16 protein-coding genes are annotated in these 13979 nt (G+C 59.8%); all 16 read left to right on the plus strand.

From position 1 onward, the window contains the following. The first annotated feature begins 28 nt into the window (after positions 1-28). The 16 genes from trmJ (at position 29) to ispG (ending at position 13847) form a co-directional block, all read left to right on the plus strand. Complete coding sequence (gene trmJ / locus ACJ8PL_RS21770; protein ID WP_015378781.1) at positions 29-763, plus strand: tRNA (cytosine(32)/uridine(32)-2'-O)-methyltransferase TrmJ; 735 nt, start codon at positions 29-31, stop codon at positions 761-763. Positions 764-956: 193 nt separating this feature from the next. Continuing rightward, on the plus strand, positions 957-1451 hold the full coding sequence (iscR, locus tag ACJ8PL_RS21775; protein WP_004941404.1) for a Fe-S cluster assembly transcriptional regulator IscR: 495 nt from the start codon (positions 957-959) through the stop codon (positions 1449-1451). Positions 1452-1505: 54 nt separating this feature from the next. Then, positions 1506-2720 (plus strand): cysteine desulfurase, encoded by a 1215-nt coding sequence (gene iscS, locus ACJ8PL_RS21780; protein WP_016929764.1) that lies wholly within the window; start codon positions 1506-1508, stop codon positions 2718-2720. A 24-nt stretch (positions 2721-2744) separates the two neighbouring features. After that, on the plus strand, positions 2745-3131 hold the full coding sequence (gene iscU / locus ACJ8PL_RS21785; protein ID WP_004941408.1) for a Fe-S cluster assembly scaffold IscU: 387 nt from the start codon (positions 2745-2747) through the stop codon (positions 3129-3131). 54 nt (positions 3132-3185) lie between these two features. Further along, on the plus strand, positions 3186-3509 hold the full coding sequence (iscA, locus tag ACJ8PL_RS21790; protein ID WP_004941410.1) for an iron-sulfur cluster assembly protein IscA: 324 nt from the start codon (positions 3186-3188) through the stop codon (positions 3507-3509). Positions 3510-3571: 62 nt separating this feature from the next. Then, the gene (gene hscB, locus ACJ8PL_RS21795) at positions 3572-4093 is read left to right on the plus strand and encodes a co-chaperone HscB (protein WP_079450439.1); all 522 of its coding nucleotides are present in this window, start codon (positions 3572-3574) and stop codon (positions 4091-4093) included. A gap of 32 nt (positions 4094-4125) precedes the next feature. Next, the gene (gene hscA, locus ACJ8PL_RS21800) at positions 4126-5976 is read left to right on the plus strand and encodes a Fe-S protein assembly chaperone HscA (protein WP_442531382.1); all 1851 of its coding nucleotides are present in this window, start codon (positions 4126-4128) and stop codon (positions 5974-5976) included. 2 nt (positions 5977-5978) lie between these two features. Next, entirely contained in the window at positions 5979-6314 is a 336-nt protein-coding gene (fdx, locus tag ACJ8PL_RS21805) for an ISC system 2Fe-2S type ferredoxin (protein ID WP_004941417.1), read from the plus strand. A 32-nt stretch (positions 6315-6346) separates the two neighbouring features. Beyond that, positions 6347-6547 (plus strand): Fe-S cluster assembly protein IscX, encoded by a 201-nt coding sequence (iscX, locus tag ACJ8PL_RS21810; protein WP_006327336.1) that lies wholly within the window; start codon positions 6347-6349, stop codon positions 6545-6547. Positions 6548-6630: 83 nt separating this feature from the next. Then, positions 6631-7926, plus strand: a complete 1296-nt coding sequence (pepB, locus tag ACJ8PL_RS21815) for an aminopeptidase PepB (protein WP_028127505.1) — start codon at positions 6631-6633, stop codon at positions 7924-7926. An 89-nt stretch (positions 7927-8015) separates the two neighbouring features. After that, positions 8016-8846 carry an enhanced serine sensitivity protein SseB gene (sseB, locus tag ACJ8PL_RS21820; protein ID WP_110147285.1) on the plus strand — a complete coding sequence of 277 codons (831 nt, stop codon included), beginning with the start codon at positions 8016-8018 and terminating at the stop codon, positions 8844-8846. Between the two features lie 161 nt (positions 8847-9007). After that, complete coding sequence (ndk, locus tag ACJ8PL_RS21825) at positions 9008-9433, plus strand: nucleoside-diphosphate kinase (RefSeq protein ID WP_004941424.1); 426 nt, start codon at positions 9008-9010, stop codon at positions 9431-9433. Between the two features lie 237 nt (positions 9434-9670). Further along, positions 9671-10867 (plus strand): bifunctional tRNA (adenosine(37)-C2)-methyltransferase TrmG/ribosomal RNA large subunit methyltransferase RlmN, encoded by a 1197-nt coding sequence (locus tag ACJ8PL_RS21830; protein ID WP_239442440.1) that lies wholly within the window; start codon positions 9671-9673, stop codon positions 10865-10867. A gap of 99 nt (positions 10868-10966) precedes the next feature. Further along, positions 10967-11716: a type IV pilus biogenesis/stability protein PilW gene (pilW, locus tag ACJ8PL_RS21835; RefSeq protein ID WP_028127503.1), complete on the plus strand. Its 750-nt coding sequence runs from the start codon at positions 10967-10969 to the stop codon at positions 11714-11716. Next, on the plus strand, positions 11706-12680 hold the full coding sequence (rodZ, locus tag ACJ8PL_RS21840; RefSeq protein WP_016929757.1) for a cytoskeleton protein RodZ: 975 nt from the start codon (positions 11706-11708) through the stop codon (positions 12678-12680). Before pilW ends, rodZ begins: the two co-directional genes overlap by 11 nt. Positions 12681-12725: 45 nt before the next feature. Next, positions 12726-13847, plus strand: coding sequence for a flavodoxin-dependent (E)-4-hydroxy-3-methylbut-2-enyl-diphosphate synthase (gene ispG / locus ACJ8PL_RS21845; RefSeq protein ID WP_016929756.1), 1122 nt, complete (start codon positions 12726-12728; stop codon positions 13845-13847). Positions 13848-13979 lie beyond the last annotated feature (132 nt).

The following is a 13979-nucleotide window of genomic DNA, read 5'->3' on the forward strand; positions in this document are numbered from 1 at the left end:
GCGATTTTCCGCCACGCTCAGAGTTTGTATGCTGCACAATATCCGCATTGTTCTGGTAGAGACTTCACATACCGGCAACATGGGCTCGACCGCCAGAGCCATGAAAACCATGGGGTTAACCAACCTTTATCTGGTTAATCCGCTGATCAAACCCGATTCTCAGGCCATCGCCCTGGCCGCCGGCGCCAGCGACGTGATCGGCAACGCCACTATCGTCGATACCCTCGATGACGCCATCGCCGGCTGCAGCCTGGTGGTGGGCACCAGCGCACGTTCTCGCACCTTGCCGTGGCCGATGCTGGAGCCGCGCGAATGCGGCGTGCGCGCGGTACACGAGGGCGAGCACGCGCCGGTGGCGCTGGTGTTCGGCCGCGAACGCGTCGGGCTGACCAACGATGAATTGCAAAAGTGCCACTACCACGTCGCCATTCCGGCCAACCCGGACTACAGCTCGCTGAACCTGGCGATGGCGGTGCAGATCCTGGCGTACGAAGTGCGCGTGGCTTACCTCGATCGCCAACAGGCGGGCGCGCCGCAGTTGGAAGAGACGCCGTATCCGCTGGTGGACGACCTCGAGCGTTTCTATCAGCATCTGGAGCAGACGCTGCAGCGCACCGGTTTCATTCGCCCGTCGCATCCGGGCCAGGTGATGAACCGCCTGCGTCGGCTGTTCACCCGCGCGCGCCCGGAAGGGCAGGAGCTGAATATCCTGCGCGGCATGCTGACGTCGATAGAGAAACAGGATAAACATCAAGGTAATTAATTGATGTGGCATAACGGTGGGTGACAATAGTATTAGTTATCCAAAGGTTATAACATGTATTTTATATACCTTTGTTCTTGCTAAGTTCAAAACGTGCTAATACTTGAGTTAATTACTGGGTTAAATAGTTGACTGTTTTACTCAGGAATGTCAGACTTTCGGCCATATTTGACCAACAGGTAACCATTGAGCTATGAGACTGACATCCAAAGGCCGTTATGCCGTAACCGCTATGCTCGACGTAGCGCTGCATTCCCAGGAAGGGCCGGTGCCACTGGCGGACATTTCCGAACGCCAGGGTATTTCGCTCTCTTATCTGGAACAATTATTCTCCCGTCTGCGCAAGAATGGCCTGGTGGCCAGCGTGCGTGGCCCGGGCGGTGGTTATCTGCTGGGTAAAGACGCGGGTGAGATCGCCGTTGGCGCTGTCATCACTGCCGTCGATGAATCGGTAGATGCAACCCGTTGCCAGGGCAAAGAAGGCTGTCAGGGCGGCGATCGCTGCTTGACCCACGCCCTATGGCGCGATCTGAGCGAGCGCATCAGCGGGTTCCTGAACAACATTACGCTGGCAGAACTGGTCAACAACCAGGAAGTGCTGGTGGTGGCGGATCGTCAAAACAACGATACGCGCCGCACGGCCAACGGCCGTCCGCAAGAAACTATCAACGTTAATCTGCGCGCATAAGCAGCTGGCGAAATTATTTTAGTTTTTGGAAGTGATGTACGGAGCACAAGAGCAATGAAATTACCGATTTATCTGGATTACTCAGCAACGACGCCGGTTGACCCGCGCGTTGCTGAGAAGATGATGCAGTTTTTGACCCTGGACGGCACTTTCGGCAACCCGGCTTCCCGTTCCCACCGTTTCGGTTGGCAGGCGGAAGAGGCGGTAGACATCGCCCGTAACCAAATCGCCGAACTGGTGGGCGCTGACCCGCGCGAAATCGTCTTCACCTCCGGGGCGACCGAATCCGACAACCTGGCGATCAAAGGCGCTGCCAATTTCTACCAGAAAAAAGGCAAGCACATCATCACCAGCAAAACCGAACACAAAGCCGTGCTCGACACCTGCCGTCAGCTGGAGCGCGAAGGGTTTGAAGTCACCTACCTGGCGCCGCAGAGCAACGGCATCATCAGCCTGCAGGATCTCGAAGCGGCGCTGCGCGATGACACCATCCTGGTCTCCATCATGCACGTCAACAACGAAATCGGCGTGGTGCAGGACATCGAAGCGATCGGCGAAATGTGCCGTGCGCGCGGTATCATCTACCACGTTGACGCCACCCAGAGCGTGGGCAAACTGCCTATCGATCTGAGCAAGCTGAAAGTCGACCTGATGTCGTTCTCCGGCCACAAAATCTATGGCCCGAAAGGCATCGGCGCGCTGTACGTGCGTCGCAAGCCGCGCATCCGCATCGAAGCGCAGGTACACGGCGGCGGTCACGAGCGCGGCATGCGTTCCGGCACCCTGCCTGTCCACCAGATCGTCGGCATGGGCGAAGCTTATCGCATCGCCAAAGAAGAGATGACCGAAGAGATGGCGCGTCTGCGCACCCTGCGTGACCGTCTGTGGAACGGCGTGAAAGATATGGAAGAAGTGTATCTGAACGGCGATCTGGAGCACGGCGCACCGAACATCCTGAACGTCAGCTTCAACTACGTAGAAGGCGAGTCGCTGATCATGGCGCTGAAAGACCTGGCCGTTTCTTCCGGTTCAGCCTGTACCTCCGCCAGCCTCGAGCCGTCCTACGTGCTGCGCGCGCTGGGCATGAGCGATGAATTGGCGCACAGCTCGATCCGTTTCTCCCTGGGGCGTTTCACCACGGAAGAAGAGATCGACTACACCATTCAACTGGTGCGTAAATCCATCGGCCGTCTGCGCGATCTGTCCCCACTGTGGGAGATGTTCAAGCAGGGCGTGGACATCAACAGCATCGAATGGGCGCATCATTAATTCTCAGGTTTCAGGAGCAAGGTCATGGCTTACAGCGAAAAAGTAATCGATCATTATGAAAACCCGCGCAACGTGGGTTCTTTCGACAACGAAGATCCTACCGTCGGCAGCGGCATGGTAGGGGCGCCGGCTTGTGGCGACGTCATGAAGCTGCAAATCAAGGTTAACGATGAAGGTATCATCGAAGACGCGCGCTTTAAAACTTACGGCTGCGGTTCTGCCATCGCCTCCAGCTCGCTGGTGACCGAATGGATGAAAGGCAAGTCGCTCGATCAGGCTGAAGCGATCAAAAACACCCAGATCGCCGAAGAGCTGGAATTGCCGCCGGTCAAAATTCACTGCTCGATCCTGGCTGAAGACGCCATCAAAGCAGCGATTGCCGACTATAAGAGCAAGCATAGCGCCAAGTAATTTGTCTGAGTCGGCCCGGCCGCGCCGGGCTTTGATGTGAAGTGTGAGGTTGTGATGTCTATTACCATGAGCGACAGCGCTGCGCAGCGTGTTCAGGCGTTTTTGACGAACCGCGGCAAAGGTCTTGGCCTGCGTCTGGGAGTGCGAACTTCCGGCTGCTCCGGGATGGCGTACGTGCTGGAATTTGTTGACGAAGCCAACGATGACGACATCGTATTTGAAGACAAAGGCATCAAGGTGATCATCGACGGCAAGAGCCTGGTCTACCTTGACGGCACCGAGCTTGATTTCGTTAAGGAAGGCCTGAACGAAGGCTTCAAGTTCAACAACCCGAACGTCTCAAGCGAGTGCGGCTGCGGCGAGAGTTTCAACGTCTGACAGTCCATCGTGCTCCCCCGTTTCGGCGGGGGAACTTCATCCGCTAACGCCCAGAGCACGCTATGGATTACTTTACTTTATTCGGGCTGCCAGTTCGCTACACCGTGGACGGCAGCCTGCTTGCGTCCCGCTTCCAGGATCTGCAGCGCCAATTCCACCCCGATCGTTTCGCCAACCAGCCGGAGCGCGAACGCCTGATGGCGTTGCAGCAGGCGGCGACCATCAATGAAGCCTACCAGGCGCTGAAGCACCCGTTAAAACGCGCGGAGTATATGCTATCTTTGCACGGCTTCGATCTGGGCAACGAACAGCATACGATGCGCGACACCGCGTTTCTGATGGAACAGCTGGAGCTGCGTGAAGAGCTCGACGCCATTGAGCGCAAGCCGGATGCGGAAAGCCTGCTGACCGATTTCGGCGCGCGGCTGGCCACCTCCATCAAGCAGCGCAGCGCGCTGATGCTGCAGCAGTTGGACAGTGAACAGTGGGCGGATGCCGCCGACACCGTGCGCAAGCTGCGCTTTTTGGACAAACTCCAGCAACAGGTTGAACAACTCGAAGAAAAACTGCTGGGTTTTGAGTAACACCTTCTGATTCTGATTGTGGAAGCTTCAACATGGCCTTATTACAAATTAGTGAGCCTGGCCTCAGCGCCGCACCGCACCAGCGACGTCTGGCCGCCGGCATCGACTTAGGCACCACCAACTCGCTGGTCGCCACGGTGCGCAGCGGGCAAGCGGAAACGCTGGCTGACGATCAGGGACGCCATTTGCTGCCTTCGGTGGTGCATTATCAGGCGGACGCACAGCGCGTCGGCTGGGATGCGCGCCAACAGGCGGCGCAGGATCCGGCCAATACCGTCAGCTCCATCAAACGCATGATGGGCCGCTCGTTGGCGGACGTGCAGCAACGTTACCCGAACCTGCCGTATCAATTTCAGGCCAGCGACAACGGCCTGCCGCTGATCGTCACCGCCGCCGGCCCGGTTAACCCGGTCGGCGTCTCCGCCGACATCCTGCGGGCTCTGTCCGCGCGCGCGCAAGCGGCGCTGGAAGGCGAGCTGGATGGCGTCGTGATCACCGTTCCCGCTTACTTCGACGACGCGCAGCGCCAGGGCACCAAAGACGCGGCGCGTCTGGCCGGCCTGCACGTTCTGCGTCTGCTGAACGAACCGACCGCTGCGGCGATCGCCTACGGGCTGGATTCCGGCCAGGAAGGGGTGATCGCGGTTTACGATCTGGGCGGCGGCACCTTTGATATCTCCATTCTGCGCCTCAGCCGCGGCGTGTTCGAAGTGCTGGCCACCGGCGGCGATTCCGCGCTGGGCGGCGACGACTTCGATCATCTGTTGGCCGACTGGCTGCGTGAGCAGGCCGGCGTGGCCGATCGCAGCGATCACGGCGTGCAGCGCCAACTGCTGGATGCCGCCATCGCCGCCAAAATCGCATTAAGCGATGCCGACAGCGTGCGCGTTGAGGTGGCCGGTTGGCAGGGCGAAGTGACCCGCGCCCAGTTTGAAGCGCTGATCGCCCCGCTGGTGAAACGTACGCTGATGGCTTGCCGCCGCGCGCTGAAAGACGCCGGCGTCGGCGCCGACGAGGTTCTGGAAGCGGTGATGGTCGGCGGTTCTACCCGCGTGCCGTTGGTGCGTGAGCAAGTGGGCGCCTTCTTTGGCCGCACGCCGCTGACGTCGATCGATCCGGATAAAGTGGTCGCCATCGGCGCCGCGATCCAGGCCGACATTCTGGTGGGCAACAAGCCGGACAGCGACATGCTGCTGCTGGACGTGATCCCGCTGTCGCTGGGCCTCGAAACCATGGGCGGCCTGGTGGAGAAAGTGATCCCGCGCAACACCACCATTCCGGTGGCGCGCGCGCAGGAGTTCACCACCTTTAAAGACGGCCAGAGCGCGATGATGATCCACTTGCTGCAGGGCGAGCGCGAGCTGGTGCAGGATTGCCGTTCGCTGGCGCGCTTCACGCTGCGCGGCCTGCCGCCATTGCCTGCCGGGGGCGCGCACATTCGCGTCACCTTCCAGGTGGATGCCGACGGCCTGCTGAGCGTCACCGCGATGGAGAAATCCACCGGCGTGGAAGCCTCGATCCAGGTCAAGCCGTCGTACGGCCTGTCGGACAGCGAAATCGCCGGCATGATCAAGGATTCGATGGCCAACGCGCAAAGCGACGTGGGCGCGCGCAAGCTGGCGGAGCAACGCGTGGAAGCCGCGCGGGTGCTGGAAAGCCTGCAGGGCGCGCTGGCCACCGACGCCGCGCTGCTGAGCGAGGCGGAAAGCCAGGCGATCGCCGCCGCGACCCAGGCGTTGCAGCAGGCGGCGCAGGGTGAAGACCCCGCCGCTATCGAAGACGCCATCAAAACATTAGATGCACAAACGCAAGATTTTGCCGCGCGCCGCATGGACGCTTCCATTCGCCGCGCGCTGGCTGGCCATTCTGTGGATGAGGTTTAACCATGCCTAAAATTGTTTTCCTGCCCCATCAAGATCTGTGCCCGGAAGGGGCGGTTCTGGAAGCCGAAAAAGGGGAGTCGATCCTCAACGTTGCGCTGCGCAACGGCATTGAAATCGAGCACGCCTGCGAGAAATCCTGCGCCTGCACCACCTGCCACTGCATCGTGCGTGAAGGCTTCGATTCGCTGGAAGAGAGCAGCGAGCTGGAAGACGACATGCTGGACAAAGCGTGGGGGCTGGAGCCGGAAAGCCGTCTGAGCTGCCAGGCGCTGGTCGCCGACGAAGATCTGGTGGTCGAAATGCCGCGCTACACCGTCAACCACGCGCGTGAGCATTAATTGTTAGCCGCGGCGCCAACCAGGAGATCATAATGGGACTGAAGTGGACCGACAGCCGTGAAATCGGCGAAGCCCTGTACGACCAATACCCGGACACCGATCCGAAAACCGTGCGTTTTACCGACATGCATCAGTGGATCTGCGATCTGGAAGAGTTCGATGATGATCCGCAGGCTTCCAACGAAAAAATACTGGAAGCGATCCTGCTGGTCTGGTTAGATGAAGCGGAGTAAATAGCGTAACGGGCTGCCATAGGCGGCCCGTTTATTTTGTATCCGACAAGATTAATAAAAGAATAATCCGGAGTAAGAAGGCTATGACAACAGAATTCATGCAGGTCATGCTGTCGCAACAACCTGCCGACGCCCGCTGGGGCGAGAAAGCGCTGCTGAGCACCAACGGCGAAGGGATGACCATCCATCTGACCGGCGCCGACAAGCTGGGCGCGATCCAGCGCGCGGGCCGCAAAATTGACGGCCAGGGCATCAAAAACGTCAAGCTGGCCGGCGACGGTTGGGATTTGGAAAACAGCTGGGCGTTTTGGCAGGGCTACCGCGGGCCGAAAGGGCAGCGCAACGTCGAATGGGCCGATCTGCCGGAAGCCGCGCGTCAGGAGCTGGATAAGCGCCTGAAGATCGTTGACTGGGTGCGCGACACCATCAATATGCCGGCGGAAGAGCTGGGGCCGGAGCAACTGGCGACCCGCGCCGTCGATCTGATGTGCGACGTCGGCTGCGATGCCGTCAGCTACCGCATCACCAAGGGCGAAGATCTGCGCGAGCAGAACTATGCCGGCATCCACACCGTCGGCCGCGGTTCCGAACGCCCGCCGGTGCTGCTGGCGCTGGACTTCAACCCGACCGGTAACCCGGACGCGCCGGTGTTCGCTTGCCTGGTCGGCAAGGGCATCACCTTCGATACCGGCGGTTATAGCCTGAAACAGAGCGCCTTTATGGATTCGATGAAGGCTGACATGGGCGGTGCGGCCACCATCACCGGCGCCCTGGCGCTGGCGGCGGCGCGCGGCCTGAAGCAGCGCGTGAAGCTGTACCTGTGCTGCGCCGACAACATGGTCAGCGGCAACGCCTTCAAACTGGGTGACATCATTCGCTATCGCAACGGCAAAACCGTTGAGGTGATGAACACCGATGCGGAAGGGCGCCTGGTGCTGGCCGACGGCCTGATCGACGCTTCTGAGCAGAATCCGCAACTGATTATCGACTGCGCCACCCTGACCGGCGCGGCCAAAACCGCGGTGGGCAACGACTACCACGCCCTGTTCAGCTTCGACGATGCGCTGGCGCAGGAGCTGCTGAGCAGCGCCGCCGCCGAGCAAGAGCCATTCTGGCGTCTGCCGTTGGCCGAGTTCCACCGCAGCCAGCTGCCGTCCAACTTCGCCGAGCTGAACAACGTGGCCGGCCCGGCCTACACCGCCGGCGCCAGCACCGCGGCGGCTTTCCTGTCGCACTTCGTCAAGAATTACCAACAGGGCTGGCTGCACATCGACTGCTCCGCCACCTATCGCAAAGGCGCGGTGGATCAGTGGTCGGCCGGCGCGACCGGTTTGGGCGTGCGCACCCTGGCCAATCTCTTGCTGAGCAAAGCCAAATAATTGAACGCCCGCCGTGGCGGGCGCTAGAATGCGCATTATCTTCGGGGCCCAGCATGCTGGGCCTCGCTATTTGATCCCTGGAGTTTGCCATGAGTTCCCATCATCACGATGTCGCCCCGAGCGAGAACGAGCTTGAACGCCTGCTGAAGCTGGCGGTGACGGAGCCGGCCCACCGCCCGGCGTTCTTCCGTGAACTGCTCGATGCCACGGTGTTGATCCTCGGCGACAGCGAACAGGTGCAGCAGGACGGCGACATCACGCTGAACGCGGATACGCCGGTCAATATCCAGCATTGGGAAAAGCAGGACGGCGGCAGCATCATTCCGTTCTTCACCTCGCTGGAAGCGTTGCAGAAGGCCGTTGAGGACGAACAGCCGTTCATCGCCATGCCGGCGCGGGTGCTGTTCGAAATCACCCAGGGCGCGGATCTGTTCCTCAACCCGAAGGCGGAGTACGGCAAAGAGTTCTATCCGGAAGAGGTGGCGATGCTGCTGGCGACCGGCGGCGTCGTCAAACCGGTGGAGCATTACGTCGACAAAGAAACCCAAATCCTGTTGGGGCAGCCCGAAGAGTACCCGTCGGCGATGGTGGATGCGCTGACCACGCTGTTCAGCCAGCGCAAACCGGTGCGCCGCGCGTTTCTGGCGCTGATGCACGACCAGGCGGCGGACGAGAAGCCGAATCTGCTGATCGGGCTGGAAGTGGACGCCGAGCCGGCGGAGATCGAGGCGTTGATCAACGAGGCCGGCAGCGTCGCCAGCGAAACGGCGCCGAATGACGAGCCGGTGGATTTCTGTCTGGTGTCGGAGAAAGAGCGCGGCATCAGCCACTACCTGATCGCCCATACGCAGCCGTTTTATCAGCGCCGCTGGGGCAGCTGGCTGCGCAATTTGATTCCGTCCACCGACAAGACCCAGTAACGCGGCGCGTGGTCGGAAATGCCGCAGGAAGATCATATTTTTTTAATGAAATGTTGATTTTCCCGTAGGCAAGCGTTAACGGCGCACATATAATCTGCGCCACTTGAGAAGGCCGGCAACATTGCAGACCGGCCTGTTTTGGAAGTCATACAGAGGCCATCATGACCGTAGAACGTACCTTTTCCATCGTTAAACCAAACGCTGTAGCCAACAACGACATCGGCGCTATCTACGCGCGTTTCGAGCGCGCCGGTTTCAAAATCATCGCCGCTAAAATGCTGCGTCTGACTCGCGAACAAGCTGAAGGCTTCTACGCTGAGCACAAAGGCCGCCCATTCTTCGACGGTCTGGTTGAGTTCATGACCTCTGGCCCAATCATGGTGCAGGTTCTGGAATCTGAAAACGCCGTGCAGCGCAACCGCGACATCATGGGCGCAACCAACCCGGACAACGCACTGGCCGGCACCCTGCGCGCCGACTACGCGGACAGCTTCACCGCTAACGCCGTTCACGGTTCCGACTCCGTTGAATCCGCACAGCGTGAAATCGCTTACTTCTTCAACGAAAGCGAAATCTGCGCACGTTAATCGTGCCGTTTCTGAGCTGATAGCCAGGCATTCACCGGCTGAAACAATAAAAATGCCCTGAATGCCTTTCAGCCATAGAAACCCGCTACTAAAATTTGTACAATGCCGCGCCCCTGATAAGACGACTTGTCAGGGGCGTGTTTTTAGTGCCGCCACCCGAATCATGCGGGCTGAAATGCACAACTTACTGTCCATTCTTTAGCGCCATAACGTGTAATAACGAGGCCAGAGATCATTATGTTAGAACCCATCACGTCCGAGCACACCGTGTCTGAAAATAATTCGCTGATTACCCCCTCCGTTAACGTGGAGCAACCGGCTGCGGCCAAAATCAACCTGCTGGATCTGAACCGCCAGCAAATGCGCGAGTTCTTCGCCGAAATGGGCGAAAAACCGTTCCGCGCCGATCAGGTGATGAAGTGGATTTACCACTACTGCTGCGACGATTTCGAGCAGATGACCGACATCAACAAAGTCCTGCGCGGCAAGCTGCAGCGCGTGGCGGAAATCCGCGCGCCGGAAGTGGCGGAAGAACAGCGTTCGGCCGACGGCACCATCAAGTGGGCGATCAAGGTGGGCGATCAGCAGGTCGAAACCGTATATATCCCGGAAGCCGACCGCGCGACGCTGTGCGTCTCCTCGCAGGTAGGTTGCGCGCTGGAGTGCAAATTCTGTTCGACGGCGCAGCAGGGCTTCAACCGCAACCTGCGCGTGTCGGAAATCATCGGCCAGGTGTGGCGCGCGGCGAAGATCATCGGCGCGCTGAAGGTGACCGGCCAACGCCCGATCACCAACGTGGTGATGATGGGCATGGGCGAACCGCTGCTTAACCTGAACAACGTGGTGCCGGCGATGGAAATCATGCTGGACGACTTCGGCTTTGGCCTGTCCAAACGCCGCGTGACTCTATCTACCTCTGGCGTGGTGCCGGCGCTGGACAAGCTGGGCGACATGATCGACGTGGCGCTGGCTATTTCGCTGCACGCGCCGAACGACACCATCCGTGATGAGATCGTGCCGATCAACCGCAAGTACAACATCGAAACCTTCCTGTCCGCGGTGCGTCGCTACCTGGAGAAATCCAACGCCAACCAGGGCCGCGTCACCGTCGAGTATGTGATGCTGGATCATATCAACGACAGCACCGACGACGCGCATCAGCTGGCGGAAGTGCTGAAAGACACGCCGTGCAAGATCAACCTGATCCCATGGAACCCGTTCCCGGGCGCTCCGTACGGCCGCAGCTCCAACAGCCGGGTGGATCGTTTCTCCAAGGTGTTGATGGAATACGGCTTTACGACTATTGTTCGTAAAACCCGCGGTGACGATATCGACGCCGCCTGCGGGCAACTGGCGGGTGAAGTGATCGACCGTACCAAGCGTACCCTGAAAAAGAAAATGGCCGGGGAACCTATCAACGTACGGGCGGTCTGAATCCTATAGCACCATTTTTTTGTTATCTAACAGCCTGTTATGTGAAATATTCACGCTAATGGGCGTTAGCTGGCGGCCGATAAGGAAATGAATGCGGGCATGAAGCTGAAACTGTGGGGTGTGTGGCTGGCGGCCGGACTGTTGGCCGGGTGTTCCGGTTCAGCGCCGGAAAAGGAAGCGCAAGTCTCTGAGGCGGGCCAGACGCGGTTGCAGCTGGGCCTGGAGTACCTGCAGCAAGGCGACATGGACGCCGCGCGCCAGAACCTGGAAAAGGCGCTGGACGCGGCCCCGCAGGATTACCGCACGCAGTTGGGCATGGCGCTCTACGCGCAGCGGAACGGTGAAAACGCCGCGGCCGAACAGCGTTATCGGCAAGCGCTCAAACTTGCGCCGGGCAATGGCACCGTCTTGAATAATTACGGTGCGTTTCTTTGCGGTTTAGGGCAGTATGTACCGGCGCAACAGCAGTTTAGCGCTGCGGCGCTGGCGCCCGATTATGGCCAGGTCGCCGACAGCCTGGAAAACGCAGGTTACTGTTTTCTCAAGGCCGGACAAAACGATGAAGCGCGCACGCTGTTGAGCCGCGCGCTGAAAGTCGATCCGGACAAAGGCGCTCCGCTGCTGGCGGAGGCCGAAAAGCAATTTGGAGAAGGGAAGCGCGCCCAGTCGCAACTTTTATTGGATGTTTATCAGCATGTTCTGCCGGCCAGCGCCAGCAGCTTATGGTTACAGATTCGTTTCGCCGCGTTAGCCGGCCGCCAGGATAGCGTTCAACGCTATGGCAAGCAGCTAGCGCGAAGTTTTCCACAATCCAAACAGTACCAGCAGTTCTTAGCTAATGAATACTGAAGCCTCCCAAGATAAAACCGTATCCATGACGACGGGCCAGCGCCTGCGTCAGGCCCGTGAGCAACTCGGGCTGAGCCAACAGACCGTTGCAGAACGCCTGTGTCTCAAAATGTCCACCGTGCGCGATATCGAGGAAGACAGCGTGTCCGCTGACCTCGCGTCCACCTTCGTGCGCGGCTACATCCGTTCCTACGCCAAGCTGGTGCATCTGCCGGAAGACGAACTGCTGCCGATGTTGGCCAAGCAGGCGCCGTTGAAGATGGCGAAAGTGGCGCCGATGCAAAGTTTCTCGCTGGGCAAGCGTCGCAAGAAACGCGACGGCTGGCTGATGAGCTTCACCTGGCTTATCGTGTTCGTGGTGATCGGCCTGACCGGCGCCTGGTGGTGGCAAAACCACAAGGCGCAGCAGGAAGAGATCGCCACCATGGCCGATCAATCCTCGGCACAGCTTTCACAGAATAACGAAGGGCAGTCCGTGCCGCTGACCGACGGCAATGCCGACGCCGGCACCAACGTGCCGTTGACCGACAACAGCGCCGCGCCGGCTGATACCGGCGCAGCGACTCAGGCGCCGGTGGCGACCGCCCAGGCGCCGAGCGCGGCCCAGCAGCAGCCTGCCGTGGTGTCGCCAAGCCAGACCACCCTGCCGGAAACCGCGCCGGCGGCACAAGCGCCGTTGCCGACCGCCGATGCGGGCGTGGCTGCGCCAGCGGCCGATCCGAACGCGCTGGTGATGGATTTCTCCGCCGACTGCTGGCTGCAGGTGACCGACGCGAGCGGTAAAACGCTGTTCAGCGGCACCCAGAAGCAAGGCGGCAAGCTGAACCTGACCGGCACTGCGCCGTATAAACTGACCATCGGCGCGCCGGCGGCAGTTCAGATCCAGTATCAGGGTAAACCGGTTGATTTAAGCCGGTTCGTTAAGTCAAACCGTGTTGCTCGCCTGACCGTCGCCGCGCAGTAATCGCGCGGCTGGTCGTGATGTCAGAGCAGCAATGGAGAGTAAGTAATGCATAACCAAGCGCCCATCAACCGTCGAAAATCTACACGCATTTACGTCGGCAAGGTGCCTATTGGTGATGGCGCGCCGATTGCCGTGCAGTCGATGACCAACACCCGTACCACCGATGTTGAAGCAACGGTTAATCAGATCAAAGCGCTGGAGCGCGTGGGCGTCGACATCGTCCGCGTTTCGGTTCCTACCATGGACGCCGCCGAGGCGTTCAAACTGATCAAGCAGCAGGTCAACGTGCCGCTGGTCGCCGATATCCACTTCGATTATCGCATCGCGCTGCAGGTTGCCGAATATGGCGTAGACTGCCTGCGCATCAACCCGGGCAACATCGGCAACGAATCGCGCATTCGATCGGTGGTGGACTGCGCCCGCGACAAGAACATCCCGATTCGCATCGGCGTCAACGGCGGCTCGCTGGAGAAAGACCTGCAGGAGAAGTACGGCGAACCTACGCCGGAAGCGCTGCTGGAATCCGCCATGCGCCATGTGGACATCCTCGATCGCCTCAACTTCGACCAGTTTAAGGTCAGCGTCAAGGCGTCGGACGTGTTCCTGGCGGTGCAATCCTACCGCTTGCTGGCGTCGCGCATCGATCAGCCGCTGCACCTGGGCATCACCGAAGCCGGCGGCGCGCGCAGCGGGTCGGTCAAATCGGCCATCGGCCTGGGCATGCTGCTGTCTGAAGGCATCGGCGATACCCTGCGCATCTCGCTGGCGGCGGATCCGGTCGAAGAGGTGAAGGTCGGTTTCGACATCCTGAAGTCGCTGCGCATCCGCGCGCGCGGCATCAACTTCATCGCCTGCCCGACCTGCTCGCGTCAGGAGTTCGACGTGATCGGCACGGTGAACGCGCTGGAGCAGCGTCTGGAAGACATCATCACGCCGATGGACGTTTCGATCATCGGCTGCGTGGTGAACGGCCCGGGCGAAGCGCTGGTGTCCACCATGGGCGTGACCGGCGGCCATAAGAAGAGCGGCTTCTATGAAGACGGCGTGCGCCAGAAAGAGCGTTTCGACAACGAACAGATGATCGACCAGCTGGAGGCGAAAATTCGCGCCAAGGCCGCGATGATGGACGAAAGTAACCGCATCACGGTCAATCTGCTGGAAAAATAAGCGTTATCGCTACACGGCGGGCCTGTTGGCCCGCTTGTTTATGCACCTGAAGGGCGGAAAACCGCATCCGCGTTGAATACCGGGCGGCAAAGTCCCTATAATCGGGTTCATTTTTACAGACAACGGACAGAG

It is taken from the genome of Serratia sp. CY83965 (assembly GCF_052166375.1).
GTDB lineage: Bacteria > Pseudomonadota > Gammaproteobacteria > Enterobacterales > Enterobacteriaceae > Serratia > Serratia marcescens.

Coding starts and splice junctions, on each gene's coding strand:
- ndk (WP_004941424.1), top strand. CDS start 9,008: ATGACCGTAGAACGTACCTTTTCCATCGTTAAACCAAACGCTGTAGCC.
- pilW (WP_028127503.1), top strand. CDS start 10,967: ATGAAGCTGAAACTGTGGGGTGTGTGGCTGGCGGCCGGACTGTTGGCC.
- ACJ8PL_RS21830 (WP_239442440.1), top strand. CDS start 9,671: ATGTTAGAACCCATCACGTCCGAGCACACCGTGTCTGAAAATAATTCG.
- iscU (WP_004941408.1), top strand. CDS start 2,745: ATGGCTTACAGCGAAAAAGTAATCGATCATTATGAAAACCCGCGCAAC.
- rodZ (WP_016929757.1), top strand. CDS start 11,706: ATGAATACTGAAGCCTCCCAAGATAAAACCGTATCCATGACGACGGGC.
- sseB (WP_110147285.1), top strand. CDS start 8,016: ATGAGTTCCCATCATCACGATGTCGCCCCGAGCGAGAACGAGCTTGAA.
- pepB (WP_028127505.1), top strand. CDS start 6,631: ATGACAACAGAATTCATGCAGGTCATGCTGTCGCAACAACCTGCCGAC.
- iscR (WP_004941404.1), top strand. CDS start 957: ATGAGACTGACATCCAAAGGCCGTTATGCCGTAACCGCTATGCTCGAC.
- trmJ (WP_015378781.1), top strand. CDS start 29: ATGCTGCACAATATCCGCATTGTTCTGGTAGAGACTTCACATACCGGC.
- iscS (WP_016929764.1), top strand. CDS start 1,506: ATGAAATTACCGATTTATCTGGATTACTCAGCAACGACGCCGGTTGAC.
- iscA (WP_004941410.1), top strand. CDS start 3,186: ATGTCTATTACCATGAGCGACAGCGCTGCGCAGCGTGTTCAGGCGTTT.
- hscB (WP_079450439.1), top strand. CDS start 3,572: ATGGATTACTTTACTTTATTCGGGCTGCCAGTTCGCTACACCGTGGAC.
- iscX (WP_006327336.1), top strand. CDS start 6,347: ATGGGACTGAAGTGGACCGACAGCCGTGAAATCGGCGAAGCCCTGTAC.
- hscA (WP_442531382.1), top strand. CDS start 4,126: ATGGCCTTATTACAAATTAGTGAGCCTGGCCTCAGCGCCGCACCGCAC.
- fdx (WP_004941417.1), top strand. CDS start 5,979: ATGCCTAAAATTGTTTTCCTGCCCCATCAAGATCTGTGCCCGGAAGGG.
- ispG (WP_016929756.1), top strand. CDS start 12,726: ATGCATAACCAAGCGCCCATCAACCGTCGAAAATCTACACGCATTTAC.